The organism is Marinobacter gelidimuriae (assembly GCF_000372805.1).
Classification (GTDB): domain Bacteria; phylum Pseudomonadota; class Gammaproteobacteria; order Pseudomonadales; family Oleiphilaceae; genus Marinobacter; species Marinobacter gelidimuriae.
Map to the genome: position 1 here is coordinate 1 of NZ_KB889829.1, position 26274 is coordinate 26274.

The 26274-nt window shown below is 51.5% G+C and carries 24 protein-coding genes; 15 read left to right on the forward strand and 9 right to left on the reverse strand.

Features of this window, described 5'->3' with window-relative positions:
* Nucleotides 1-335 precede the first annotated feature (335 nt).
* The 7 genes from A3OI_RS0102070 to A3OI_RS0102105 all read left to right on the forward strand — a co-directional run bounded on the left by A3OI_RS0102070 (nucleotide 336) and on the right by A3OI_RS0102105 (nucleotide 5352).
* Nucleotides 336-581 (forward strand): hypothetical protein, encoded by a 246-nt coding sequence (locus A3OI_RS0102070; RefSeq protein WP_018402693.1) that lies wholly within the window; start codon nucleotides 336-338, stop codon nucleotides 579-581.
* Nucleotides 582-613: 32 nt separating this feature from the next.
* Nucleotides 614-1621: a hypothetical protein gene (locus A3OI_RS0102075; protein ID WP_018402694.1), complete on the forward strand. Its 1008-nt coding sequence runs from the start codon at nucleotides 614-616 to the stop codon at nucleotides 1619-1621.
* A gap of 121 nt (nucleotides 1622-1742) precedes the next feature.
* Nucleotides 1743-2738 (forward strand): hypothetical protein, encoded by a 996-nt coding sequence (locus A3OI_RS0102080; RefSeq protein WP_018402695.1) that lies wholly within the window; start codon nucleotides 1743-1745, stop codon nucleotides 2736-2738.
* 165 nt (nucleotides 2739-2903) lie between these two features.
* Nucleotides 2904-3146 carry a type II toxin-antitoxin system Phd/YefM family antitoxin gene (locus tag A3OI_RS0102085; RefSeq protein WP_018402696.1) on the forward strand — a complete coding sequence of 81 codons (243 nt, stop codon included), beginning with the start codon at nucleotides 2904-2906 and terminating at the stop codon, nucleotides 3144-3146.
* Nucleotides 3143-3406 (forward strand): Txe/YoeB family addiction module toxin, encoded by a 264-nt coding sequence (locus A3OI_RS0102090; RefSeq protein ID WP_007348113.1) that lies wholly within the window; start codon nucleotides 3143-3145, stop codon nucleotides 3404-3406. The genes A3OI_RS0102085 and A3OI_RS0102090 overlap by 4 nt, the downstream gene beginning before the upstream one ends.
* Before the next feature lie 694 nt (nucleotides 3407-4100).
* Nucleotides 4101-4571: a YehS family protein gene (locus tag A3OI_RS0102100; protein WP_018402698.1), complete on the forward strand. Its 471-nt coding sequence runs from the start codon at nucleotides 4101-4103 to the stop codon at nucleotides 4569-4571.
* Entirely contained in the window at nucleotides 4561-5352 is a 792-nt protein-coding gene (locus A3OI_RS0102105; protein WP_018402699.1) for an enoyl-CoA hydratase, read from the forward strand. Before A3OI_RS0102100 ends, A3OI_RS0102105 begins: the two co-directional genes overlap by 11 nt.
* Here the strand turns inward: A3OI_RS0102105 and A3OI_RS0102110 are convergent.
* The 3 genes from A3OI_RS0102110 to A3OI_RS0102120 are packed head-to-tail and all read right to left on the reverse strand — an operon-like array spanning nucleotide 5349 to nucleotide 7559.
* Entirely contained in the window at nucleotides 5349-5861 is a 513-nt protein-coding gene (locus A3OI_RS0102110; protein ID WP_018402700.1) for a DUF192 domain-containing protein, read from the reverse strand. The genes A3OI_RS0102105 and A3OI_RS0102110 overlap by 4 nt on opposite strands.
* On the reverse strand, nucleotides 5858-6619 hold the full coding sequence (locus tag A3OI_RS0102115) for an ABC transporter permease (protein WP_018402701.1): 762 nt from the start codon (nucleotides 6617-6619) through the stop codon (nucleotides 5858-5860). Before A3OI_RS0102115 ends, A3OI_RS0102110 begins: the two co-directional genes overlap by 4 nt.
* Nucleotides 6620-6638: 19 nt before the next feature.
* Nucleotides 6639-7559 (reverse strand): ABC transporter ATP-binding protein, encoded by a 921-nt coding sequence (locus A3OI_RS0102120; protein WP_026223949.1) that lies wholly within the window; start codon nucleotides 7557-7559, stop codon nucleotides 6639-6641.
* A 196-nt stretch (nucleotides 7560-7755) separates the two neighbouring features.
* Between A3OI_RS0102120 and A3OI_RS0102125 the strand changes: the two genes are divergently transcribed.
* Nucleotides 7756-8226, forward strand: a complete 471-nt coding sequence (locus tag A3OI_RS0102125) for a hypothetical protein (RefSeq protein WP_018402703.1) — start codon at nucleotides 7756-7758, stop codon at nucleotides 8224-8226.
* Here the strand turns inward: A3OI_RS0102125 and selD are convergent.
* From selD to recQ, 4 genes are all read right to left on the reverse strand, one after another.
* Complete coding sequence (gene selD, locus A3OI_RS0102130) at nucleotides 8214-10535, reverse strand: selenide, water dikinase SelD (RefSeq protein ID WP_018402704.1); 2322 nt, start codon at nucleotides 10533-10535, stop codon at nucleotides 8214-8216. The genes A3OI_RS0102125 and selD overlap by 13 nt on opposite strands.
* Nucleotides 10535-11176 carry a hypothetical protein gene (locus A3OI_RS0102135; RefSeq protein ID WP_018402705.1) on the reverse strand — a complete coding sequence of 214 codons (642 nt, stop codon included), beginning with the start codon at nucleotides 11174-11176 and terminating at the stop codon, nucleotides 10535-10537. Before A3OI_RS0102135 ends, selD begins: the two co-directional genes overlap by 1 nt.
* 208 nt (nucleotides 11177-11384) lie before the next feature.
* Nucleotides 11385-12911, reverse strand: a complete 1527-nt coding sequence (locus A3OI_RS0102140) for a GNAT family N-acetyltransferase (protein WP_018402706.1) — start codon at nucleotides 12909-12911, stop codon at nucleotides 11385-11387.
* 117 nt (nucleotides 12912-13028) lie between these two features.
* The gene (recQ, locus tag A3OI_RS0102145; protein WP_026223950.1) at nucleotides 13029-14888 is read right to left on the reverse strand and encodes a DNA helicase RecQ; all 1860 of its coding nucleotides are present in this window, start codon (nucleotides 14886-14888) and stop codon (nucleotides 13029-13031) included.
* A gap of 322 nt (nucleotides 14889-15210) precedes the next feature.
* On the opposite strand from recQ, the gene A3OI_RS0102150 reads away from it, so the two are divergent.
* On the forward strand, nucleotides 15211-16395 hold the full coding sequence (locus A3OI_RS0102150) for a 1-acyl-sn-glycerol-3-phosphate acyltransferase (protein ID WP_018402708.1): 1185 nt from the start codon (nucleotides 15211-15213) through the stop codon (nucleotides 16393-16395).
* 87 nt (nucleotides 16396-16482) lie between these two features.
* Here A3OI_RS0102150 and A3OI_RS0102155 read toward each other — a convergent pair whose 3' ends face one another.
* Nucleotides 16483-17895 carry a TrkH family potassium uptake protein gene (locus A3OI_RS0102155; RefSeq protein ID WP_026223951.1) on the reverse strand — a complete coding sequence of 471 codons (1413 nt, stop codon included), beginning with the start codon at nucleotides 17893-17895 and terminating at the stop codon, nucleotides 16483-16485.
* A 261-nt stretch (nucleotides 17896-18156) separates the two neighbouring features.
* Between A3OI_RS0102155 and A3OI_RS24200 the strand changes: the two genes are divergently transcribed.
* Nucleotides 18157-18285: a hypothetical protein gene (locus A3OI_RS24200; RefSeq protein WP_018402711.1), complete on the forward strand. Its 129-nt coding sequence runs from the start codon at nucleotides 18157-18159 to the stop codon at nucleotides 18283-18285.
* A gap of 177 nt (nucleotides 18286-18462) precedes the next feature.
* Here the strand turns inward: A3OI_RS24200 and A3OI_RS0102175 are convergent, their stop codons facing one another.
* Nucleotides 18463-19389 (reverse strand): DNA replication terminus site-binding protein, encoded by a 927-nt coding sequence (locus A3OI_RS0102175; protein WP_018402713.1) that lies wholly within the window; start codon nucleotides 19387-19389, stop codon nucleotides 18463-18465.
* A 262-nt stretch (nucleotides 19390-19651) separates the two neighbouring features.
* Between A3OI_RS0102175 and A3OI_RS0102180 the strand changes: the two genes are divergently transcribed.
* The 5 genes from A3OI_RS0102180 to A3OI_RS0102200 all read left to right on the forward strand — a co-directional run bounded on the left by A3OI_RS0102180 (nucleotide 19652) and on the right by A3OI_RS0102200 (nucleotide 26233).
* Nucleotides 19652-23416 carry an ATP-binding protein gene (locus A3OI_RS0102180; protein WP_018402714.1) on the forward strand — a complete coding sequence of 1255 codons (3765 nt, stop codon included), beginning with the start codon at nucleotides 19652-19654 and terminating at the stop codon, nucleotides 23414-23416.
* On the forward strand, nucleotides 23406-24044 hold the full coding sequence (locus A3OI_RS0102185; RefSeq protein ID WP_018402715.1) for a condensin complex protein MksE: 639 nt from the start codon (nucleotides 23406-23408) through the stop codon (nucleotides 24042-24044). Before A3OI_RS0102180 ends, A3OI_RS0102185 begins: the two co-directional genes overlap by 11 nt.
* Nucleotides 24044-25294, forward strand: a complete 1251-nt coding sequence (locus A3OI_RS0102190) for a hypothetical protein (protein ID WP_018402716.1) — start codon at nucleotides 24044-24046, stop codon at nucleotides 25292-25294. The genes A3OI_RS0102185 and A3OI_RS0102190 overlap by 1 nt, the downstream gene beginning before the upstream one ends.
* A complete protein-coding gene (locus A3OI_RS22520) occupies nucleotides 25278-25433 on the forward strand; it encodes a hypothetical protein (protein WP_018402717.1) in 156 nt (51 codons plus the stop codon). Before A3OI_RS0102190 ends, A3OI_RS22520 begins: the two co-directional genes overlap by 17 nt.
* Nucleotides 25434-25576: 143 nt before the next feature.
* Nucleotides 25577-26233: an alpha/beta hydrolase gene (locus A3OI_RS0102200; RefSeq protein ID WP_018402718.1), complete on the forward strand. Its 657-nt coding sequence runs from the start codon at nucleotides 25577-25579 to the stop codon at nucleotides 26231-26233.
* The last annotated feature ends 41 nt before the right edge of the window (nucleotides 26234-26274 follow it).

Genomic DNA, 26274 nt, shown 5'->3' on the forward strand with positions numbered 1-26274 from the left:
TAATAACTGATAGTGATGGGTTTAAATTGCACGAACAAAAAATTAGAATTTCTCATGGTTATGTCAGTATGGTTGGAAATGGCGAAGATGCTGCATCTTATGTTTATGAAGGGGCAATAAACATAAATGCAGAAAACTCTAAATATGCCAGTGTAATAGATTTTGTATGGAGTATAAANTAGCACATAACAAGACGTTGAAAACGGAACTAAAACAGTTGGTTAGGTTTCGCTTCGCTACACATTATAACCAACAGTTTTAGTCCGCTTAACGTGGCGTTAGCTTTACAGTTGGAAACTTTAGCTACTCAATAACTATTCTCAAGGAGAAGGTAAATGGAAAAAGAACCAAATACTGAAGTGCAAGAGAGTGAGGCAAAAAAGCCAAGTCGTTGGGGATGGATTATTCCAGGGATCATAGGAATGATCTTGGCCAAAACATTGGGGCTGATTGGTGGACTAGTTACCATTGGTTCTTATTTCTGGCTTCAACCAAAAATTGGCACGCTAGGTTCGATTCTACTATCCGCAGTTTTAGGGGGGGCTTCAGGAATTGGTGCGGCTATGTTGATACTTAATTGAATATAGTAAGTAGACTAAGTTAAGGATTAGCCATGAAAATTATAATTCGCCAAATTTCAATGATTTTTCTTTTGATTGCATTAACTTCAAATGCATTTGCGGAAATCAAGCTATCAAATGCACTGGCTAAAGATATTGGTCAAGCTTATGGCTTCTACTTAGGTCAAAATTATTCCTTGAGTAAAATTTCCAAGAAATATCCATCTATATCAGGGTTGGCGTTCATAGCAGAGAAAGAATTCTCAGCAACTTTCAAATCTTCTATTGACGGTATGGATGCGTTAATGGCGAAATACGCCAAGAACGAATGGGATAAAATAAAGAAACAATTAACCACACAAATTTCTAGTTCTATCAACATTGATAAAATATCAGAAACGCAAGCTCACCAGTTTGTTGAGCTAGTCCGCGAAAGAGTTAAAGGAAATATAGAATCTCCAGTTATTGAGACGCTGCTACTTTTTAAGCCTGGTTATAACAATGATCCAGAGCGTGAATTTCTTGACGGTTTTAAATATAAGTACTCAACAAATGGTGTTGGAAAAGCAAAGAACGTGGCGTTCTCTATTGAATCCCCAAAAACCTGGGTGGCGAAAGAAGGTAATCGACCTAATATCGTACAAAAATTTGTTAGTGAGAACGGCAGAGGGCTTGAGTTACTGCTCATCCTAATCAAAGAAGTACCACTTCAGCCCGGAGAGAAAATAACAGAAAAGGATGTATTGGAAATCTTAAACCCGAAAGACATTCAAGATTTTATACCTGACGGCGGAGTCTATCTTAATAGCGGGAAATTAACATTAGAGAGTCTGCCTGGTTTTTGGGTGCATTTCAAAACAAATATGTCGAGGGTGAGGAGTACAGTTGGCATGGAAACGATTATGTATACCATTTTTTACGAAAACAAAATGATTCAAATCCAAGGCCAAGTAATGACATCTATAAATGGTGATCCGGCCGATCGAGGTGGGTTTAAAAAATACGAAAAGCTATTTGATCTTATGACAAATAGCCTTGTAATTGCCAATATGTATAAATAAAAGCTAACAAGTTGCTGCACGCGGATTCCGTAAGCTGTCGCGTTTTTTGTAAAAAAACGCAAAAACGCGCGCCAACTTACTCCACCGGTGAGCAAGGCGTTATGTTTAAAAGGAGACGGCAGTGGAAACATCAATGGAAGAATTGCAACAGCATTATTCAGGTATGGAAACTTCTGAGCTTACTGAACTGCTTAAATCATCAACATTAACTCAAATAGAAAAACAAGCACTGAAAAAAGAGCTTATATCACGAAACTTCATCCCAGAAACTTGGATGGACACACCAGATAACATTGATGAAGAGAAAAACATTAAAAATCAAAAAAATGAAAACGACAGCCTTTCCCGATGGTGGATTCTTTTTCATTTATGGGGAGGGGTTTGTTTAAAGGCTTATTCTGATGTTAGTGGGCTTTCACAACTTTTGCTTGGAAGCCTTAGAGGTTCTGGTCACTCGGCAGCATCAAGCTACGCAGGAACCGCCGCCATTATTGCAGTTGGTACTGTCGCTCTAGGTTATTTCCTTTCAAAGTTTCTTGTCAACTCGATAAATAGTGGCAGATTACCAAACAAAGGAAAGCTTATAGTCAAAATATTATTACCTATTGGTTACTTAGCAGGTGCCATTTTCCTTGCTATGGCAACTGCACCGTTATTTATTCCTCCAGTTGAAACTTCACAGACATCAGTGCCCAAGTCGCAACCTAAAAAGTCATCCACTATAAAACCAGTCAAGGCTTATACTACAATTCAAAGTGCAGAGGGGGCAACGGAAGCTGACCTAGATCAAGAGGGTTTAAAGGGGCTTGAAAATTGGATTGTAGAAACGATGCTCAAAAAAGGCAGGAATAACTTTACTGCGCTTGGTTATAACCCAAAAGAATTCAAACCAAAATTAGATGCAAATTCGGTATATGTTACTGCCGGAGGAAAGAAGCTTGCCATTGTAAAAATAAATATGGATGACTCAATGCGCTCAGTTACAGTGATGGGTATTATAGGAACTGAACTTCATCGTGTCAGCTGTATACGTAGCTCTAACCACGATATACCTATATGGTTAGGACCGTGCGGCGATAAAATTTATGAGGTGTTTGGCGTAAGTGTTCGACCATAAAACATAACAATTAAAATGTACTCGGAAAGTCAAAAGCTACACTCCTCGTACCTCGTCGCTACGCTTTTGCCTTCCGGTAATTTTGGCGTTATACGAAACGTTCGTCTTGACGTACGTACCCAAAGGCGTACACTGGTGAAAAGTTGAACACATCAGAGGTGCTTCATGACCGGAATTACAGCAACTGAGGCGCGCAGCAACCTTTATCGGTTGATTGACGAAACTGCCGAGTCCCACCAACCAATCATCATCATGGGCAAACGGAACAAAGCCGTCTTGGTTTCCGAGGAAGATTGGTCTGCAATTCAGGAAACGCTTTACCTGCTATCTGTACCAAGTATGCGCGAGTCTATTCGAGAGGGAATGGATACCCCTGTGGATCAGTGCGATGAGGAGCTGAACTGGTGACATGGAAGTTGGTTTACACCAAACAGGCCCAAAAAGATGCAAAGAAGTTAGCCTCTAGCAGCCTCAAGCCAAAAGCTCAGGAATTGTTGGCGCTGATTGCGGAAGATCCGTATAGGAGGCCGCCGCCGTTTGAAAAGCTCATTGGTGATCTTGCTGGAGCATACTCTCGCCGCATCAATATCCAGCATCGTGTTGTTTACCAAGTGCTCGAAGACGAACGAGTGGTAAAAGTTCTCCGGCTCTGGAGTCACTACGAATAATGCATAACCAGCCGCTGTTGTCGGACCATTTTTCCACCGCTTTGCGGCTCCAAAATTGCCGCAAAGCTTCGCGTTAAGAGCTAAAGTCGTATGGCAATATGGTCATTGTAGATGATCTGTCTGTTCAGCTAGTGAAAACCGAAAACGATAACTATTACCTACGTGTTCATAACTACTATCAAAAAGATTGGAAATATTTAGAGAGCATTACGACCCTAGGCAAAGAAACTATTGCGCTCCAAGAAGTAGACCGCAATGTGAGTACATGCACGCAAATGGCGTGTAATCATACTGAGATTGGATTTGCTCCGTTGTCTAGAACGAGGCATCTAGCAGGAATGAATGACTTCAAGGTTAGAATAAACGGCCGTAGGCATGGCAGTATGGTAGTTGTGATACCCAAACCTTACATACAGGCATTTATGGAGAGAGCTGAGTAGGTTCTTGATATGCCAAAAAACAACGCCCTGAAGCACGAAAAAAGGGCTAATTAACGACCCGCGCGAACCCGGTGGCCGCTTGCTCTTGCTTTGGAGAGTCTTCAGTCGGAGCCAGCTTCCCGATCGGGATGCTAATCACCGATTTGCTGACAGCCTTGATCACTGAATGCGTATTCGCAGTTGTGGTAAAATAAAATCTTCCAAAAGACTGTTTTGATCCAGTGCTGAATTCACCTAAGACTAGGGGTTATATTTTGACCAATAACGATGTTTTGCGCCGTGTACGTTATATCTTTGATTTGAATGACAGCACCACGATTGAAATTTTTGCTTTGGCTGATTTTACCGTAACCGAAGAGCAAGTTTCTGCCTGGCTGAAAAAGGAAGAAGACGATACTTTTCTGAAGCTTAATGACACGGCATTAGCTGTTTTTCTTAATGGCTTTATTATTTATAAGCGTGGTAAACGCGATGGCGAGCAGCCAGAGCCAGAAACGCAGTTGACCAATAATATTGTATTCCAGAAACTGCGAATTGCTTTAAATTTAAAGGCTGATGATATTTTGGCCATTTTTCAGTTGGTAGAATTTCAATTAAGTAACCATGAATTAAGTGCGATTTTCCGTAAGCCAGGTAATAAGAATTACCGAGAGTGTAAGGATCAAATGCTTCGAAACTTTTTACTAGGCTTGCAGCGCCAGGTACGGCCAAACCATGACGTCTGAATCGGATTCCCTGCTGTTAGTCGATAATACGGACGGCGTAACCACGCTGACGCTGAACAATCCGGCCGGTCGCAACAGTTTGTCGATGGCGATGCTTCAGGCGCTGCATGACCAGTTGGTGATATTGGCCGATGACGCCGCCACGCGGGTTGTGGTTTTGGCGGCCAGTGGCAAGGTGTTTTGTGCCGGTCACGATTTGAAAGAGGTGCAGGGTCAGCTCGGCAGCACGCCGTTTATGCTGTCGCTGTTTGAGTTGTGCAGCAAGGTGATGCAGCAGATTGTGAATTTGCCGAAACCGGTGATCGCCCGAGTTGATGGCGTAGCCACAGCGGCCGGCTGCCAGCTTGTGGCCAGTTGTGACCTGGCGGTGGCCGGTGAGACGGCGCGTTTCGCGACGCCCGGGGTGAATATCGGTTTGTTCTGTTCCACGCCAATGGTGGCGCTGTCCCGTAATGTATCACCCAAACACGCCATGGAAATGTTGCTCACCGGCGAGATGATCAGTGCTGCCCGGGCCGAGCAGATCGGGCTGGTGAATCGGGTGGTTGCCGATAGCGAGCTGGAGAATGCGGTTGCGCAGTTGGCGAGTACAATCGCCAGTAAATCTGGCCACACTCTGAAAATTGGCAAACAGGCGTTTTACCGTCAGCTGGAAATGCCCCTGCACGAAGCCTATACCTACACTTCGCAGGTGATGGCGAAGAACCTGGAAGCTGAGGATGCGGAAGAGGGGATTTGCGCATTTCTGGCGAAGCGGCCGGCTAAGTGGCAGGATCGCTAAGATTCATTGGCGCAAAGCGCCGGAGCTGTCTGTAAGCGATCGCCCAGAGTTAATTGATAACGGCTAAAAAATCCGGCGTTCATCTCTATAGCCTGGACAAATTCGGCGCCCGCCGGGTAGGTCGGGCAGTTGAACGCCGCAACAGATTCGCAAGGCTCCATCCGATTAATGGCCACAATGCTGCCTTGCGCGTTTACATAGGCAATGTCTAACGCTATCAGCGTGTTGCGCATCCAGAAGCTGTTTTCGGCAGGCTGAAGGCTGCCGTAGTCAAACAGCATGCCGCTGCGTTCTTCCAGTTTTTCCCGTCCCATCAGGCCGATGCGCCGCTGTTCTGCTGTTTCGGCCCATTCCAGGCTAACAGAAACGCTCTGTTCTTCACCCACAAAGCACGCTGCTTGCGCCGGCAACACCTGGGACTCAAGGGCCCGGGCGCCAGTGGTGCAGGCTGCCATCAGCAGCGATGTGCTCAGGGCGATGACCCTTGGCTTCAACGCTACCAGGTTCATGGGCGCAGCTTATATCCGGTTTTGAAAATCCAACTGATGGTCACCAAGCAGGCGGTCAGAAAACCCAGTGTCATAAGCAGGCTAATGCCAATGTGGACGTCAGACACGCCGAAAAATGCCCAGCGAAATCCACTGATCAGGTACACCACGGGATTGAACAGGCTGATGGTTTGCCAGACCTCTGGCAGCATGTCGATGGAATAAAAGGTGCCGCCCAAAAATACCAGTGGAGTCACAATCATCATCGGAACAACTTGTAGCTTTTCGAAATTGTCAGCCCAAATGCCAATAATAAAGCCGAACAGGCTGAAGGTGACGGAGGTTAGTACCAGAAAAGACACCATCCAGAACGGGTGCAAAATGCTGTAATCCACAAAAAACTTCGATGTAGCCAGGATGATTAACCCCAGTATCACCGATTTTGTGGCCGCAGCACCTACGTAACCCAGTATCACCTCGATATAGGATATAGGCGCCGACAGCACCTCGTAGACGGTGCCTGAAAATTTTGGCATGTAGATGCCGAAAGATGCGTTGGAAATGCTGTGCATCAGCAGTGACAGCATTACCAACCCGGGGATGATGAATGCGCCATAGGGCACATCGCCAATATCGCCCATGCGAGCGCCTATGGCCGAACCGAAAACCACGAAATACAAGCACGTGGAAATCACCGGCGAGAGTATGCTTTGCATAAGGGTCCGCTTCATGCGGGCCATTTCAAATTTGTAGATGGCGCTTACGCCGTAAAAATTCATACCGTTCTCCGTAGGGTGTTTATTGGCGCACCAGCCCAACAAATATGTCTTCGAGGGAGCTTTCCCGGGTTTTCAAGTCGCGGTATTCAATGCCAAGGTCGCCCAGGGTTCTCAGCAGGCGAGCAATACCGGTCTGCTCGTGTTGGGCATTGAAGGTGTAAATCAGTTCATGGCCGGACTCTGACAGCTCCAGGGATTCCGCAGCCAATTCGGGGGGTAAGAACTCGAGTTTGTTCTGCAATTGTAGGCGCAGTTCTTTTTTCCCCAACTTGTTCATCAGCCGGTTTTTGTCTTCCACCAGTATGATTTCACCCTGGCGGATAACCCCGATACGATCCGCCATTTCCTCGGCTTCTTCAATGTAGTGGGTGGTCAGAATGATGGTGACGCCACTTTCCCGCAGTTGGCGCACCAGCGCCCACATATCCCGGCGCAGTTCTACGTCTACACCGGCGGTGGGTTCGTCCAGAAACAGGATGCGTGGCTCGTGAGACAGGGCTTTGGCAATCATCACTCGGCGCTTCATGCCGCCAGACAACGTCATTATGTGGTTGTTGCGTTTGTCCCACAGCGATAGTGCCTTCAATATTTTTTCAATGTGAGCCGGGTTTGCCGGTTTACCGAACAATCCTCGGCTGAAGGATACAGCGGCCCAAACGGTTTCAAACGAATCGGTGGCGAGTTCTTGCGGCACCAGACCTATGGCTTGCCGAGCCTTGCGGTAGTCGCGGATGATATCGTTACCCGCCGCCAGAACCTGACCCGACGACATATTCACCAGCCCGCAAATAATACTGATCAGCGTGGTTTTGCCCGCGCCGTTGGGGCCTAATAGCGCAAAAATTTCGCCGCGGCTGATGTCCAGATTGATGTCTTTCAGGGCCTGAAAGCCGTCATCGTAGGATTTGTTGAGATTTTTTACGGAAATTTCCGGTTGCACGGCATTATCCTGTTTTAAAAAAAAGTAAACACTGGCCTGTTTTAAAAAAAGTAAACGATGGTCTTTTTTCAAATAGGTAAACACTGGCTGGAACGATAGCAAGCGATCATCGATTTTGCGCCTTCGGTCGCTTTAGAAACCTTTGAATGGGCGGCAGAACTGTCCATAATGCCGATTTCCCCAGCAAGGTGTGCCAATGATACGTGGGATAAAGGTTTCGAGTTTGAAAATAGGGCTGATTATCGTATTGATTGCCGTCGCTGTTCTGGCGCTGCGCTGGCTGGATAGCTCGAATAGCGAAAAGACCGGGCAGCAGACCAGCACCTGTAACCTGCAAAAGAGCGACTGTGACTGGCCACAACAGGGCCAGAACTGGCGGGTCAGCCTGTCTGACATCACCAAGAATAACGACACCGAGAACAATTACCGCCTCGATATTGTTGCCCCGGGGGCGCCTCAGCCGCTGTTAGTGGTGTTGCGCGGCGAGTCTATGTACATGGGCGAATACCCGGTGCCGCTGGCGCGCAACGGCAATGACTATTACGCTGAATTTTCCGCGCCTTTTTGTACCACCGGCGACGCTATGAATTGGCGCGTAGACTTGCAAAAAGGCATGACGCCGCTGGCCGATCAACCGCCGTTCAGGATGGTGTTTCAGGCCGACTGATCTACCAGGGTTATGTCGGCGTTGGCGACATTTTCACCGCCGCTTGCGGGTTTTTCTACAACCCATTCTGCACCTTCTTTGACGACGCCGACAACCGCGGCGTGAGCATAACCACACTGGCGTAATGCCATTAAACAATCTTCAACATTGTTCGCAGGTACGCTTGCCAGCAAGCCTCCTGCGGTTTGCGGGTCAAACAGCAGCGGATAAACCGGATGATTTTGCCACTGGCCGACCTGCTCAATACGGCTAGCTGCGCCGCTGTTGGCCATGTGAAGCGAACTTAGAATGCCCTGGCTGCTGGTTTCTAATGCGCCGCCCAGTAGCGGTATGGCGGCGAGATTGAGCTCCACAGTGCAACTCGAGGGGCGCAGCATTTCTGCCAGGTGCCCAAGCAGGCCAAAGCCGGTAACGTCGGTGCAAGCTGTGGCGCCGTGTTGCTGAAAACACTCGGCAGCGCTGGCACTGGACTGCACCATGCAGCGCAGGGCTGCGTCAATCCAACGGCCTTTGGCAATAAGCTTCGCATGTGCGGCCAGCAGCGTACCGGTGCCTATGGGCTTGGTGAGAATAATGACGTCACCGGGTTGCATTCCGCCCTTGCTCATCAGCACATCCGGATCAATCAGGCCGTTCACCGCAAACCCCAGAGCCAGTTCCTGGCCTTCGCCGGTATGCCCGCCCACCAAAGCGCAATCGGCGTTATTCAGCACCGACACAGCACCCGCCATCATCTGGTAGATTTGCTCTTCCACTTTGCTTTCGATGCCGTAGGGCACGGTGGCGATAGCCGTAGCGCTTTGCGGTATTGCACCCATGGCAAAAATATCCCCCAGGCTGTGATTGGCGGCAATCTGACCAAACAGGTAGGGATCGTCAATAAAGGCACGAAAGAAGTCCACCGTTTGCACAATGGCTTTGCCCGGAGGAATGCGCAATACGGCTGCGTCATCCGGAGCGTGAAGCCCAACAATTACATCATCGCGGTTCACCGGCTGCAGCTTTGACAACGCGCGGGACAATACCGTGCTACCGACCTTAGCGCCGCAACCTCCGCAGCGCATGGTGGCCAACGACAGCGCTTGGGCGGCGTCTTCGGTGGAGCGTGCAGCGTCGGTATCCGGTTTAACCAGCTTATCAGGCATGGCCGGCAGCTCTTTGAATTTCTTCATAAAGCGACGGTCGATTTGGTCTTTCCAACGCCACACCAACGCGCCGGATACGCTCAGCTTTCCGCGCGACGCCACCGCGTAGCGGTCACCGGTGGAAATCAACGCCAGCCATTTTTTCTGAGGGTGATAGTTCAACGGCGTTTTGCCAAGGGCCATCCGGCGCAGATTATCCGCCAGCGGCTTGCCTTGGCGTACCGCAAATACCCCGGCTTTTTCCCGCGGGTGGTGAATCATGTTGGCAATATCGCCAACCGCAAAAATGCGATCGTTGTTTTCAACCTGAAGCGTATCGCGAACTCGAATAAACAAACCGTCGTCCAGTGCCAGCCCGGTTTGGGTCAGCCATTTCGGGCCGCCGGCGCGGGTCACCCAGAGCACTTCGTCCGCCATTAAGGGCGATTTTTCGCCTTCAATGTGTAAGGTTCGGGCGGTTACTTCGGTTACTGCCACACCCAAATGAACATTCACACCCCGCTCAGCCAGGGTGCGTTCAAACAGGGTGCGTACTTTTGGGTTGTGGGTGGGCAATATCGTGTCAGCGGCATCCAGTATATGCACATGGAGTTCTACCGCCTGGCTGGCAATGTTGCGTAGTTCGTTCTGCAAGCGGTATTGCATAGCCAGAACCATTTCAACGCCGCCAGCGCCTGCACCTACCACAGCCAGTGTGAACGGGCCCTGGTGTTGCTTTATGCGGTCAAGCAAGTCCAGCCAGTGCCGATTAAAGCGGTTAATAGGTTTCACGGGTACTGCGTGTTCGGCGGCACCTTTTACATCGGCAGTACGTGGTGAAGAACCAATGTTGATAGAGAGCAAATCGTAGCTGACGGGCGGGCGATCACGGCAGATAACCTGCTGGGTGGCAGCATCCAGGCCGATGGCTTCGTCCCGGTAAAAGCGCGCTCCAGAAAACTCAGCCAGTCGGCTTAAATCGATATGGATGTCGTCATGGCTGTAATGGCCGGCAATGTAACCGGGCAGCATGCCGGAGTAGGGCGTGTCGGTGTCGCGGCAAATCAGCGTTAAACGCACGCCAGGTACGGGATTCATGGCGAACTGCTGCAGAACCCCGACGTGGCTGTGCCCGCCTCCAATCAGGACAATGTCCTGTAATACAGGCTGGTCAGGCTTTTGCATTAAACGATTTTCTTGGCTTCAGCCGCCAGTTGGTCAAAGCCCTTTATGCTGGTAAACGCTTTCAGCTTTTCCTGGTCTTCGGCGCTGGGATAGGCAATCTGGCCGATAGTGTTCAACCCGGCTTCTTTCATTTTTTTCTGGGTAGCGGGGCCAATGCCTTTGACTCGGGTCAGGTCGGAGGGATCTGCCAGTTGAGTTGTTTTTGCCTTGGCTTTTTTGGGTGCTTTAGATTTCGGTGCTTTTGATTTTGATGGCGCGGATTCCGAGGGTACTACAGACTCAGACTTTGCCTTTTTCTTCTTGGGTACTGCAGGAGTCGGCAACGCCGGTTTCTTGTTGTCCGGCTTATCTTCGTCTGCGTGTCCAATGCCCAATCGTTCCAGCAGGCTGTTCTGCATCTCTTGAAATTCCTGAAGCCGACGCTCGAATTCGTCGTTGAAGCGCTTCATTTCGCGATCGCGCAGTTCGTCAATGTCCTTACGCAGCTTGTGCACAGGTTGTTTTATCTGGGTTTGCAGATTGCCGAACTGTTTCAGAGCATCACTAAACAGACTTTCAATGTGTGACGTCGTTTTAGCGAACTTCTTGTTTACTTTTTTTACAATTTTTTCGACGTTTTTTGGCTTTTCTTTCTTGGCCATGATGGTGTCCTCAGGCGGGTTGGGTAATCAATTTGCGATGTGTGGCAGAACTGAGTCGCTATGAATCATTCCGCGAATTGCTACATGAATCAGTGTAGAGCTTGTTCAGGCCATTTTCTGTAACGCTGCTCCCGACCTAATGAACGTGATCGTTATTAGGTCGGGAATAACGGTGTCGACCGGGTTTTCAAGCCACTGCAAGCCACTGTTAGAATGGACGTGTTTTTAGCTGATAGAGATCAACCCGGCGATCTTTCAGGTTGGTCACCGAACCTTCATTGCGCACCAGCGTCAGCTTTTCCAGGTCCATATCGGAGAACATGATCATTTCGGTGTTCGGAGTGGTTTCTGCCATCACCGCATCGTGGGGAAAGGCGAAATCTGAGGGCGAGAACACCGAAGACTGGGCGTACTGCACATCCAGGTTTTCCACCTTGGGCAAGTTGCCAACGCTGCCGGTGATCACCACATAGCACTCGTTTTCAATAGCACGGGCCTGGGCGCAGTGGCGTACCCGCAGATAGCTGTTTTTGGTATCAGTCCAGAAGGGTACGCAAATGATGTCTACTTCTTGCTCGGCTGCCATGCGCCCCAGTTCCGGGAACTCAATGTCGTAGCAGATCAGAATAGCAACGCGGCCGGCGTCTGTCTCAAATACCTTGAACTCGTTGCCGCCTTCAATCACCCAGTCACGGCGTTCGTGTGGGGTGATGTGAATTTTTCGTTGTTCATCAACGCGGCCATCGCGGTGGCACAAGTACGAGACGTTGTAGACCCGGTCGTTTTCAAGCAGCGGCATGGAGCCGGTGATGATATTGATGTTGTAACTGACCGCCATGTCAGACATTTCGTTACGAAACTGCTCGGTAAAGCCCGCAAGGAAACGTGCTGCACGAGTTTGGTCAACCTGATCCGTCAGGCCCATCAAAGGCGCGTTGAAAAACTCAGGAAATAGGGCGAAGTCGCTTTTGTAATCCGACAAGGCATCAACAAAATACTCAACCTGCGTTAACACTTCCTCAACCGATGCGAACTCACGCATCTGCCACTGCACCGCACCCATGCGAACTTGGGTTTTGCGTGTGTTCAGCACCGAGGAGGGGGGAACATACAGAATGTTCCGCCATTCCAGCAGGGTGGCATAGCCCAGAGATTTTTCATCTTCCGGCAAATATTTGTGTAACAAGCGGGTTACCTGAAACTCATTGGACAGCTGAAAACTCAGGATCGGGTCATAAATATCTTTACGGCTTACCCGCTCGATGTATTCGGCCGGTGTACAGTGGTCTTTGTATTTATGGTAAAAAGGAATGCGCCCGCCCGCTAGAATGGCGCGTAAGTTCATGGAGCGGCACAATTCTTTGCGAGCCTCATAAAGCCGTCGGCCCAGGCGATAACCGCGGTATTCCGGGTGAATGAACACATCCAACCCGTACAAAGAATCGCCTTTTGCATCGTGTCGAAGCTTCTCATCACGCATGATAAGATCGTCATAGGTGTGTGGATTGCTGAATCTTTCGTACTGCACGGTAACTGTCAGCGCCACGGCTACCAATTCGCCGCTTTCTTCAATGCAGATCTGGCCGTCTGGAAACTGGTCTACCAGGGCTTTGATGGTATCGCGGGGCCAGGCTCCGCCAATATCATGGTAAACCCGGTCCATTAGTATTTGCAGCTGGTCGTAATCATCCAACGTCAGGTTGCGAAGGTTCAAATGCAGTTCTTCATGGGCCATAAACAGCGGCTCCCTTGGGCGTTCAGTCAGTTGGTGGCGCGGTGAAAACACGCGCTCCCAGAGAGTCAAAGACGATAGAGTTTAACAGAAGCTGAAAATCCAGGCATGACGTTCCGTTTAGCTGCGCAAGCTGTTCAGCGTTTGTAAAAACAGATCTCCATACTTTTCCAGCTTGGCAGCACCCACCCCGCTGACTTCGGCTAGCGCCTCCAGAGTGGCGGGCCGGCGCTCCAGCATGTCGAACAGCGTGGTGTCGTGGAAAATAACGTAGGGCGGCACACCTTGCTTGTCAGCGAGCTGTTTGCGGCAGGCCCGCAGCGCTTCCCAGCCGTCGTGATCGGTAATCTGCTCCCGTACCGATGCAGCGGAGCGTGAGCTGCCTTTTGCTGTGCTTTTTGGTGGCTCCGGATCTTTACGTAATTGAACGCTGGCTTCGCCTTTCAATAAGGGGCGGCACTGTTCAGTCAGTTGCAAAGCACCGTAACCGTCTGGATCTGCTCTCAGATAGCCGTTTGCCACCAGTTGGCGAAACACCGATTTCCACTCGTTGGCGGTCAAGTCTTTACCGATTCCGTAAGTGGACACCTGTTGGTGCCCCATCTGAACCAGGCGGTCGTTTTCAGATCCACGCAACACATCAATCAGGTAGGTCACACCAAAACGCTGACCGGTGCGAAATACGCAAGACAGAGCCTTTTGTACGGCGACTGTGCCATCCCAGGTCTCCGGCGGTGTCAGGCAGGTATCGCAATTACCGCAGGGTTGGTCCAGTTCGTCGCCGAAGTAGTTCAGAAGTACCTTGCGCCTGCAACCGGTAACCTCACAAAGGCCCAGCATGGCGTCCAGCTTTTGCCGCTCAACCCGTTTAAAGTGATCGTTACCCTGGGATGTTTCCAGCATTTGCCGCAGTTTAATCACATCCTGCAAGCCGTAAACCATCCATGCGGTGGAAGGTTTGCCGTCACGTCCAGCACGGCCGGTTTCCTGATAATACGCTTCCAGGCTTTTTGGTAAATCCAGGTGGGCAACAAAGCGCACATCCGGTTTGTCTATGCCCATACCAAACGCGATGGTAGCCACAATAATAACGCTGTCTTCACGCAGGAAACGGTCCTGGTTTGATGCCCGCTCATCCGCGGCCAGGCCTGCGTGATAGGGCAAAGCGTTGTAACCTTTGCTTTGTAATAACTTTGCGGTGGCGTCCACTTTTTTGCGTGAAAGACAGTAAACGATGCCGCAATCGCCTTCATGTTCGGTTTTAATAAAATCCAGTAACTGTTTGTTAGCATTTATTTTTGGCGTAATTCTGTACTGAATATTAGGGCGGTCAAAACCGCTGATAAAATGTCGGGCCTGGGTTAACGACAGGCGCTCGGCAATCTCTTTGCGGGTGCGCTCATCGGCGGTGGCAGTCAAAGCGATACGTGGTATGTCCGGAAAAGTTTGCGCCAGCATGCTCAGCTGCAAGTAATCCGAACGGAAGTCGTGACCCCATTGGGAAACACAATGAGCCTCGTCGATTGCAAACAGAGCGATGGAGGTATTGTGTAACAGTTCTATAGTGCGGGGCTGAATCAGCCGCTCCGGGGCGCAATACAGCAAATCCAGCTCACCCGACATCAGAGCGTATTCAGTAGCTCGGGCTTGCTCGAAGTCCATAGTGGAATTCAAAAAGGCGGCTCGAACTCCCAATTCTTTCAGGGCATTTACCTGGTCTTGCATCAGAGCTATCAACGGCGACACCACGATACCGGTGCCCGGGCGTACCAGGGCCGGAACCTGATAACACAGGGATTTACCGCCGCCGGTGGGCATAAGCACCAGCGCGTCGCCACCGGCGCACAGTTCTTTTACGATGTCCTCTTGTAACGGGCGGAAGCTGTCATAGCCAAACACTTCATGCAACACCTGTTCGGGAGTCTGCACGGCTGTGGGCCGTTCGCTTGAGAGCTGTTCGAAGTCCTGATGGGAGTACATAATAAACCGGTTTACCCGCAAGCAGCCTGAATGGAGCAGCGCCGACCGAGTGGCACTGTGTATTTCTGCGGCAGAATCATAGCAGATTTCAGGGTGGGTGTTTTGCCCCGTGGGATTGTCAATACAAGCCTGAGCCCAGTAGTAGTACGTCAGCGTCGTCATTTAAGAGCAAAGGAGCAGTGGAAATTCGTGCAGCTTCATTAACGTTTAAGGAAAATTGGCTTTTAAAACGATACAATAGTGTTAAAAATTTACTGCCTCTGCAAAAGCGTGTTTCTTACCGAGGCTCGCGGCTCTCGACTAACACAAGGTTTTACTATTAATGCAGAAATTTGATGCCATCCGTCCTTACTCGGACGAGGAGACTTCCGCCGTAATACAACGATTAGTGCATGATCGGGAATTTCTGAACTTGATTGGCCGCATCAAATCGCCCGGAGCTGCACGCTGGGCGCCGGCGATGCTGCGGGGGATTGTGAGTTATTGGTTGCGCCGCCGTTTTGGTGGTTTCACCCGTATCGACGATTTGCAAGCGTCGTTGTCGGGCTATGTTGGCGAACTGGTCGGAAATACCACCACCCGGGTTACCCAGAGCGGGTTACAGAATCTGGAGCAGGAATCTACCCACCTGTTCATCTGCAATCATCGCGACATTGTTTTTGACCCAATGATTGTCAATTTCTTGTTGTACAACCAAGGGCTAAAAACCACTCGCATCGCCATTGGTGACAATTTGCTCGAAAATCGCGTATTTGCTGAAATGATGCGATTAAACAAGAGCTTTGTAGTGCGGCGTAGCATGACCAGCCCACGGGAAATACGCGACGCCTACCTTATGCTGTCCGATTTTATCAATCACAGCATCGAGACCCACAACGGGGTGTGGATTGCCCAACGTGAAGGGCGGGCTAAAGACGGTATAGACCGCACAGATCCTGCTATTGTGAAGATGTTCCACATGAGCCCGAAAAAATCCGGACTGGATTTCCAAACGGCGATAAACCGGCTGAGTATTGTGCCGGTATCGATTGCCTATGAATTTGACCCCTGTGATCTGGATAAAGCCAATGAGCTGGAAACCCGGGCCCGCACCGGTGCTTACCTGAAAGCAGAAGGCGAAGATACCAGCCAGATTATGCGTGGACTAACCGGCTTTAAAGGCCACGTACACGTGCACTTCGGCGCACCCATCGAAGACGCAGAAGCCGACCCAAAAGCCTTGGCGGCGCGGATTGACCGGGAAATTCACAGCCATTACCATTTGCACCCATCCAATCTGGTGGCGTATCAGTTGCGTGAAGCTGCGGCGGGCAGGGGGCCGGTAAAGGCCGGTCTGTTTGCTTCTCTAGCTGCAGCCGCAAGCTGCACGAGCCAGGCTTTGGAAGCCGCTGAGAACGAGCTGCAGAAACGTCTAAATGTTTGTGAAGCAGCAGCACGGCCCTACCTATTGGACATGTACGCTAACCCGGTAACGAGTGCGCTGAACGCCTTGAGCACGGATGACTAAACACTTGACAAGAGTGCTGGAACTTGACGAGAACTTGGCATGAATTGACTGGAAAGAACTGAACCGCCGCGCTTGGGCGCGGCAAGTTTAACTGCGCCAGAAAGCCGGCGACAGCACCACTACCACGCTCAATATTTCCAGACGTCCCATCAGCATACCTACACCCAACATCCACTTGGCGGCATCTGGCAGCGGCCCAAAATTTCCGGCAGGGCCAATGATGTCACCCAAGCCAGGGCCAACGTTGGTTAGAGCCGTCAATGCGCCGGACAAAGAAGTGATGAAATCCAGCTGCATAGCCGCCAGTGAGACCGTCAAAACCAGCAGGCACAGCAGGAAGATGAAGGTGTAGGCAATCATCGAGGCAATGATCTCGTCGCTGACGGCACGACCGTTGTAATTACGGGTTAACACCGCCCGGGGATGAAGCAGGCGCATCAGATTCTCACGGAGAACAATGACTGACAATTGAAAGCGAAATATCTTCATGCCGCCAGAGGTGGAGCCGGAGCAACCGCCCACAAACATTAAAAAGAAGAACACAACAAAGGCCAACGGGCCCCATGCAGAGTAATCTTCCGACGCGTAACCGGTGGTGGTGACCACAGAGGTGACATTAAACAGTGTGGATATGTAATTGCTAACCGGATCGAAGGGAACGGCAGATACCGCCCAGCGATACAGCGTTAACAGCGCGGGTACAATCAGCAGGATGGTTAGGAATAGCCGCACCTGTTGGTCACGGAACAACACGCCACGCTGGCCATGCAATTCCCGCACAAACAGAAAGAATGGCACACTGCCTAAAATCATGAAAAACGTAGATTCCAACAGAATCAGGTCGTTGAATTTGCCCATAGATAAATCTGAAGTAGAAAAGCCGCCGGTGGAGATGCTTGTCAGGCCGTGGTTAAAGGCATCAAATAATGTCATGCCCGACACCCAATAGGTCAGTACTGCGACCACTGAGAAAAATAGGTAAACCCCTAATAATCCGCGGCTCAGGGTTTTCATCCGGGGCAGTGCTTTGTCGGTCCACTCTGACGATTCGGTCGCAAACAGGCGCATGCCGCCTACCCGCAAAAATGGAAGCACAGCAACGAACATACCGATAATGCCAATGCCACCAATCCATTGCAGAATAGAACGCCAAAGCAGCAGGTCGCGGTCCATAGCGTCCAGACCGCTGAATACCGTTGCGCCAGTGGTGGTGATGCCAGAGGCGCCCTCAAAAAATGCGTTTGCCGCCGATATGTTGTTGTTGCTCAGGTAAAAAGGCAGCGAAGAAAACATGGCGATGAAGAACCAGCTCGACACGGTAAGCACGAACATAAAACGCGGTTTCAAGTCTCTGGACTGGCGATAGGTTGCCAGTATACCCAGCAGCCCCAATACGCACACAATACCCGCCGATTCCATAAACGCAGCACTGTTAGGAGCGTCAGAACCCATCAGAATAAGTGGCGGTAAGATCATGAAAATACTCAAAAGTATAAACATGACGCTGATGATAAAGACAACGGGTGTGAGGTTTCTCAAACGGCACTCGAATCGAGGTTATACAAAGACGGCCAAGGATACTCCCGAAGCGCCAGCTCCGCAACTTGGCGGGCCGGGAACAGGGCGGTGCATGGCCCTGATTACCGGTCAATTACATCGCCGTAAAAGCATGATCAGGTGCTTTTATCATTCTTTATCGGAGGTTATCTTGAGGGCCTTTTACTGCTTGTACACGTTATCTCTCATAAAACAGGACGCATTATGATTCACGCACGTTTCTTGCTCATCACGGCGCTTGTCGCCGCGCTTTTGTGTGCGCCCCTGGCCAGTGCCCAAGACAAAGCCGATGAGAGCGGTAAACGCCCCGCTGAAACGCTTGGGTTTGTTTGAGCCGTCGTTTCATGAGCGATGACAACATTCTGGTGGACTCTGCCAACGGTTTTATTGCCGGCAAAGAATGTGAGTTTATCAGCCTGGAAGAAATTGCTGAAAACAACAAGGCCGAATCGTAAACCTGCAGCGCGACGGCTGCCGTTACGTTAAAGGGGGCCGTCGCGCGCAAAAATTCTACGACTGCCGATAAATGGGCAACAAATCACTCACTTTCTCATAGTGCCCGCGGTCTTTGAGCCGCTGGCGACCGCTTCGCGTTTGCACATCGTAGTTTTTCAAAGCCCCCAGTTTGACCGGCCGGCCGGGATTCAGGATCAGGATAGGCGTGTGGGCTTCACGCATGTAGGTTTCTGCCGGTTCATCATCAATCCCGTGATAGCGAAGGTTCGCCAAAGGGCGAACACGAAGCACTCGGCGCGACCGCAGTTGTGCGGATGCTGGCAATGAGCGAATAGACATGATTTCTCGGTCGATCTTGATGTCCCAGGGGACGTCATCAATCGTTGAGCGCGGGCGCTGCCGGAATGATTCCAGCCTTTCGCATACCTGATCCGCAGTCATCTTTTTAATCTCTGTTTTTATGCCCCAGGTAAAGGTGCAGGACTGCAGTGGGGGAGAGCAGGGCAAAACCTGCAAACGTCGGGTAAGTTGGGCCAGAATCAGCCAGGGAAAATGCCTGTGCAGCAGTTCGAAACGATCATCCCGGTTGCCAAGGCTTGGTATTAGAGCCTCTATGGCGGTCTTGCTGCGATTGATCTCAGCCATTCGATCTAGAACCTGACTTTCATCGACGTTGGCTAACACCAACGCACCGGGAACCCGGTTGACAACTTTGGTGCTGTATTGCGGATGGCCGTACCAATCAGTCAGTGCATGAAGAGCCGCATTAAAGGCTTCTGTTCCAGAAAGATCGATGGGATTTATATTGGTAACAGGCTGGCTCTCGTTTTCACGAACAGTGCGTGGGATTTGATAGACGCGGCACTGAATCGGGGTGGCTTGCGTCAGCAAGAGTTTGGCGTCGGCACAGAGGCGCTCCAGGCATTCAACCGCCAGAACAATTTTTTGAAGAGTGTCTAGTTGTAAAAGCGAATAAGCCATTTACACTCCCTGTTTTGTTAAAACTATACCAACATGCATAAATATAATAAAACATTAGCGTGGCCTCAACATCTAACATTACGCACAGTCAACAGGTGACCGGACGATACGACGTTGATCAAACCGCTAATAAAGCGCGGTTGACGTCTTGATCGCGGCAGATTGCACAAATTCCTTTCGATTAAGCACGGGTTTACGCTTAAAACAGGCTAGAATACTCGCCGGAAATCTACTGATCGGGCATTAAAGCAAGGAGAAAACGGTGGTTGAAACCAAGCAAGATTATGGGCTGGAAAGCATTATTCTGCACCACTCATTTACCCAGGTGAAGGGCCGGACCATTCGCATCGACTGCCGCGAGCGCACCCATGTAGGCGGCGTGAACGGCGCCGGAAAAACCTCGATTCTGTCGCTGATTCCGGCGTTTTATGGCGAAGAACCCGAACGCATTGTCAGCAAGGGTTCCGGCCGCCTGTCGTTTCTGGATTATTACTTGCCGAGCCTGCAAAGCCTGGTGATTTTCGAGTACAGCCGCCACCGCGGTACCTGTTGCTCCGTTATGTTTCGGCACCACTCGGGGAAGCTGTGCTACCGCTTTGTGGAAGGCTCGGCTGCTGACACTTTCTTTGCGCCAGAAGTCATCGAAATGTTAAAAGCCGGCGCCACCGCCGACGCCGTTTTTGAAAAGCTTCGCAATTTAAAGCGCAATGTGTCTCGAATAATCGACACCATCACCAATTACCGCGCCATTATCCAGCGCAACCCCCGCCTATTGAAACGTTCCGCCGCCGATGCGCGCAAACTGCGCGGCCTTGCAGCGGACTTTGGCTTGGGCAGTGCCGACATGCACATGAGCAATATTGAACGCCTGACCCACGTGGTGCTGAATAAAAACCGTTTGATGTCCAGCTTCAAAGCAATGATTTGCGAAACTCAGTTTGAGAATATTCACATTCATGGTCGGCCCAAAACCATCGATGAAAGCGGCCTGGTGAGTGACATTCGCAGCATCAAGGCCTTTGAAAAAGAAGAAGCCAAAATTCGCGAGTGCCTGCAGCAAGAAAATGAGCGCCAGGCCATTCTGGCTGCCAGCCGGCGCACTGTCGCCAGCCTGACGGCGACAGTCGACGAGGCCAATGACAGTAAAGCCGACATTGGCCGCGACATCGCCAAACTGAAAGAACGTATTAACGAGGAAAGCGAACAGCAGCGCCAGGCCGACGACGAGATTGCGGGGGTTCTGGCGGATAAAACCTACGAGTTGAAAGTGAAAGAAGGTGACCTTGACGGCATCTATAAAAAGCGCGAGTACTACGATAGCGAAAGAGCGCCTGAGCTGAGCCAGGATCTGCAGAATATTGGTGAATATCGCCGCCAAAAAGCCGATGCCGATTCGGATCTGGCTGGCCTGACCAGCAAAGTGACTCAGGTAGAAAGCGAGTTCAGGCACGAGATCAGCGAGCTGAAGAGTGCATTTTCCCGCGAGCAGGGCGATCGCGAGCGGAAGGTCAGCGACGCGGAGACCGCGCGCAAAGACGCGGCTTACCAACATGACAAAGCCATCAGCGCTCTGGACCACGAGAAAACCCGTGAACTAGGCCAGCAGCGCGAAGAGCGCAGTCAGGAACGCTCCGCCATTCAAAGCCAGTTGGCCCGCGCCGAAACCCTGCGCGATAACCAAAGTTATAACGATGACGAAACCGGCCAGATAGCCGCTGTCGAAGCGGCCGTGCAAAACGCCGAAGAACAGGCGCAGCATGTTTCTGGCGAGCTGATCGACGCTAACCGCAAAAAAGACCAGGCTCGGGAAGATCGCGATACCGCCCAGAAACACCTTCTCCACGCTCAAGAGCAGATCGATACGCTAACGGCGGCGTTTGAAGATTTACAGCGGCAGATTTCGCCAGATAACGACACCTGGCTCTGGGCATTGCGCAAACAAGATCCGGAATGGGCCCAAGGCCTGGCAAAAGTCATTCATCCCGACCTGCTGATGCGCACCGACCTCAACCCGCTAATGCACAGCACCGCAGCTGCTGACCGCCGACAAGTCATGGGCTGGGTACTGAACACCGATGCGATATCCGCCCCGGAATTTGCGGCCTCAGAAGAAGAGCTGCAAGCGCGTTTGTACAACATTGATCAAAAACGCCAGGCTGCCCGCAAAACCCGTGATGACACAGAAAAAGCCGCGCGTAATCGGAACGAGGCCTACCAGTCCCGGTGTTCCGCTGTAGAACACATGAACACTGAGAAAAAGCTCACCGATGACTCGCTCATTCGGCAGCGTGAGTACCTGAAGACCCTGCGGGAGAAAATCCGCCAGGCGCTGAATGAACGCAAGCAAGTCCAAGGCGCAAAAGTGACCGAACTGCAGAGCCTCCTGGAGCAGTTCAACAAAGACAGTGAAATGGGCGAAACCGCCACCATCAGCCAGTTTGCCAAGCGCTTGATGGATTTGCGCGGCCAGTGGGCCGAGCGCGAATCCCAGCTGCAGCTAAACATCGACCACGCCCAACAACGGGTTCAGCAAGCCCGTAGCGAACACGAACAACGCCTGGAACTGAAACAAACGGCGTTTAACCAGAAACTAGAAGACGAAGGCATAGATCCGAAAGTGGTGCAGCAGGCACGTGCCAAGGCTGAAAGCCTGAAAAACCGGGTGCAGGAAATTGAGCAAGCCGAGCCTTTAGTGCGCGAATACAAAAACTGGCTCGACAAGGACTGGTCACGTAAAGACGGCCTGACCGGCGACTGCAACCTGCTGGAGAAACAGGTCGCAGACATAAAAACCCGACGCAGCGAACGTCAGCGCAAGTACCAGGAAAGTGGTAAACAGGTGAATGCGGACATCACTCGGCATCAGCAGAAAATTGGCGCGCTGGCCAAGCAGATCGAGGAAGCCGAAGGTATTCTGAAGAAGTTCGAAGCCGCCCCCGATGACATGGCGATGCCGGGCAACATGGTTAATCTGACCGGCGAACTGCAGGATGCCTACGAGCGTCTGGACAAACTTCGGCGCGAGGTAATGGCTACCTTCAAACGCGCGCTCACAGTGCTGAACCAGTACAACGGCACCCAAATCCAGAGCGCGTGGCAGAAGCTGAGTGAATTCCGCCGGCAGCGGCTGACAGACCCAGCCCAGGAATACGATGAAGCTTTCCAGCTCATGCAAGTGCAAGACTTGCGTTCACTTCTGGACACCGACATTCCGCAGCTGCGTTCTACTTTGGTTGATCAGTTTACCTCTGAAGCCAACACTTTGTGCCGTTACTTCGACAGCCTGGAAACCATGGCCCGGGAAGTGAAAGCCGTGTCACGCACTCTGCGCCAGAAAATCAACACCGATCAGCGCATTGAGTCCCTAAGCGATATTCAAGTGGTGCTAAGGCCGCGTATTGAAGACGACGAAAGCTGGCAGCCACTGAAGAGTTTTGTGGTGCAGTGGCGCGACTGGCACGCAGTGCACCGCCGTGAAATGCCCGATGACAGCATCATCATGGCGTTCCAGCTGGTCAGCGACACCCTGAAATCGGCCAGCCTCGGCGAAAGCGTGGAATCCATGGTGGATATGCATTTGACCATGAAAGAAAACGGTCGCGAAGCGGTGATTCGTAACGACAATGACTTCCTGACCGCCAGTTCCCAAGGCCTGACGTACCTGGCCATTATGGCGGTGTTCATGGGTCTGACCCGCTACCTGTGCCCAGACAAGAACACCCGCATTACCTGGCCCATAGACGAGTTGGGCACCCTTAGCTCCAATAACATCGCACGCATGGCAGAAATGTTGGAACACAACAACCTGACCATGATCTCAGCCTGTCCGAAACTGGACCGGCCGCTGCGCAAGTTCTTTGAAAACAAAATCAGCCTGCAGCACGGCCGCGTACACAACTTTGAAAGCGCCGCACCGAGCGCGCCGAAAAGCGATTTGCTGGCCAGTGTAACCCGCCCGCGGTCGGTAGCTGATGTAACAGACGATCTGTTTACCAGCGCCACCGAAGGAGGCAACCATGCAAACTAATCCACTGTTCGAACGCACGGTAAGCGCCTTACTGGCCGGTGAAATCATCTGCGAATACAGCCACGATGAACTGTATAACTATTTACTGACGCAACCTGTGCAGCAAAAAGTTTCGGATTTCCTACAACAGATGAACCGCACCCTGCGCCAAACCAGCAGCCACGATGCCTGGCTATGTTCTTACCAGGATCTGTCACGCCCCGACGCCAAAGACGCCGTGCGCCAGCAATTTCGAGAGGTAGCCAACCACCTGGAAGCCCTGGTGCAGTTTCTACGGCTGGTGATGATGGTGGAAGCCGCACAACGCCCCATTCCCGCCGGCGAACACCTGCGTGAAGGCAAATTGCTGGAACGCATTTCCACCGCGCCGTCGCTGGAAGCCAAACTGCGTTCGCTGTGTGAAAAAGACCTGTTCCGCACCAAGCGCAGCGACAGCGCGGGCCAATTGCGCGTGGTACTGGAGAACCTGACCAAAGCCGGCTACCTGAAACCCATCGGCACCAGCGGCAGCGTGTTTCTGGCGACGGCAAAATGGAGCTGGTTGTACGACGTGATGACCTTCATTCAGACCCATGAAGGCATCCGCGAAGACAGCGCCGAAGACGACCCGCAGCTGAGGATTGTCTGATGGCCAGAACCCACGATGCGCAATCCACCCTGCGGGCGCTGGCCACCTACGGTGACGTGATTCTGGAAGCCCATCTGAACCGTGGCAACCGAATTGCCCTGAACGACGACAACGTTGGCGTACTGGAAACCCTGGAACACCACCGCTTGGTGTGGCGCCTGGGGGACACCGAAGACCTGCAGCTGAAAAATGTTCTGGTGCGGCTGTTAGACCACATCACCGAATCGGAACGCCGGCGTTTTGCCAGCGCCCAGGTTGACCGCCTTTGGAGCGATCTGAATCGGCTGTTTGTGGATTATCGCGAAGCCAAAAAGCGCGCAGCGTTTACGGACAAATCGCGAATTGAGAGTGAAATCAAAGAATGCCTGTCGGAAATCATTGAAGACATCCGCAACGCCACCGATACCTTCTCGTCTTACATCAGCAGCGGCTTCAGCTACATCACCGATATGGATCTACGAATTCGCAAGAACCACGAAGTGATTGAGCGGGCAGGGCAACTAAATAGCCTGTTTGAAAGCTTCAACACCCAGGACCTGGCCGATCAGGCCGGCAACGATCCGTTCCTGAAACGACTGCTGCTGAAATATCTGCCGGCTGCGTTGGAACAAGGCCAGAAAAACCTCAGCTATGCCCTTAATCAGCTGCGCCTGACGCTGGTGCGCCTGCGCGAAGATCAGCGCCTGAGTAAATTGGTCGGTGGCTTTGAAAGCTATTTCGCCAACAATCGCGGTTACATTCCGTTTATCGATGACCTGGATCTGGGCCACTGCCCGGCGCCGCTGAACAATGTCGTGCCCTTCGCGATCGTCGCTCGTGGTGATATTTATGACCCGGCAGACGACGCAGACCTGATTACTCTGGCGCAAACCGCCCGCACCTTGGGCACCGACCAGCAAGGCACTGAACCTGCAGCTGCTCTGCAAACCGTCGAATTCGACGTTGCCGGAGCCTCTCACCCCGAAGAAGAAGATCCGGTGGACGAGCTGATTGAACAGTTGGTGCAGTTCGTGGTGGATGGCGATATTGGCGACGGCGAAATTGATGCCTTAGAGGCCCTCAGCGGCAGCGGTCTGGCATTAGATGCGGCCACCTGGCTGTCCACGCTGGAAGCACAGATCGACTCGCTGGCGCCCAACGACCAGAGCCAGATTACAGTGGAATACAAAAGCCAGCTGGATCCGCTTTACAAAGACAACCTCTACATAACCGGCATGACTTTGCGAAGAAGCAATGAAAGCCGAATTTAAGGCCATTACCAAGCTGCTGCAGGGAGGGAAACGAGAAATCGCCCGCAGCAGTAACGTCTGGAATTTGTCGCCGCAAGACTGGCCGGCGCTGGACTGCAGCGCGGCACCTACCGTCAACAACACGCAGAACTCAAAATAGCGCAGGCCGCCGCTGTTACCGACCAGCAGCGCAGTATTCTGGCCTTCATGGCTGCTCATGAGTGTGCGATCATGCAGAAACATATTACCGCGCGGGCTTTGCCCCTGGTTGCGATTACAGGTTCCAAATAAACGAGGTGTAAGGTGCAGGATCTACAGACTATTGAGATTGAAACCCAAGCTAACCCCACGGCTGCCGTTATCTGGCTGCATGGCCTGGGCGCCAATGGACACGATTTTGAATCCGTAGTACCCGAACTCGGTTTACCAGATGCCGCCGTGCGCTTTATATTCCCACACGCGCCCAATCTGCCGATCACGATCAACGGCGGCATGTCCATGCCGGCCTGGTACGATATCAAAGCCATGGACCTTGACCGTATTATCGATACCGAGCAACTGATGGCTTCGGCCCGCGCAGTCGGCAAGTTGGTGGATCGGGAGATCGAACGCGGCATCGCTTCCGAAAACATCGTAATTGCCGGTTTCTCCCAGGGTGGAGCGGTTGCCTATGAATTAGGCCTGACGTATCCGAAGCGTCTTGCCGGTATTCTGGCGCTTTCAACCTATTTTGCCACCGCAAAGTCGGTGAAGCCTTCACAGGCCAACGCCGGTATTCCAATCAATATCTATCACGGAACTTCTGACCCGATGGTTCCGGAAGTGCTGGGCCTTCGCAGTTTGGAAGCACTCAAGGAAATGGGCTATCAGCCGGCCTATATGACCTTTCCTATGGAACACAGCGTGTGCCTTGAGGAAATTAAGGAAGTCGGACAGTTCATTCGCAAATACGCACTGTAATGGCCGGTTGCAGTCTTAGAGGCATACATTGATAAATAACC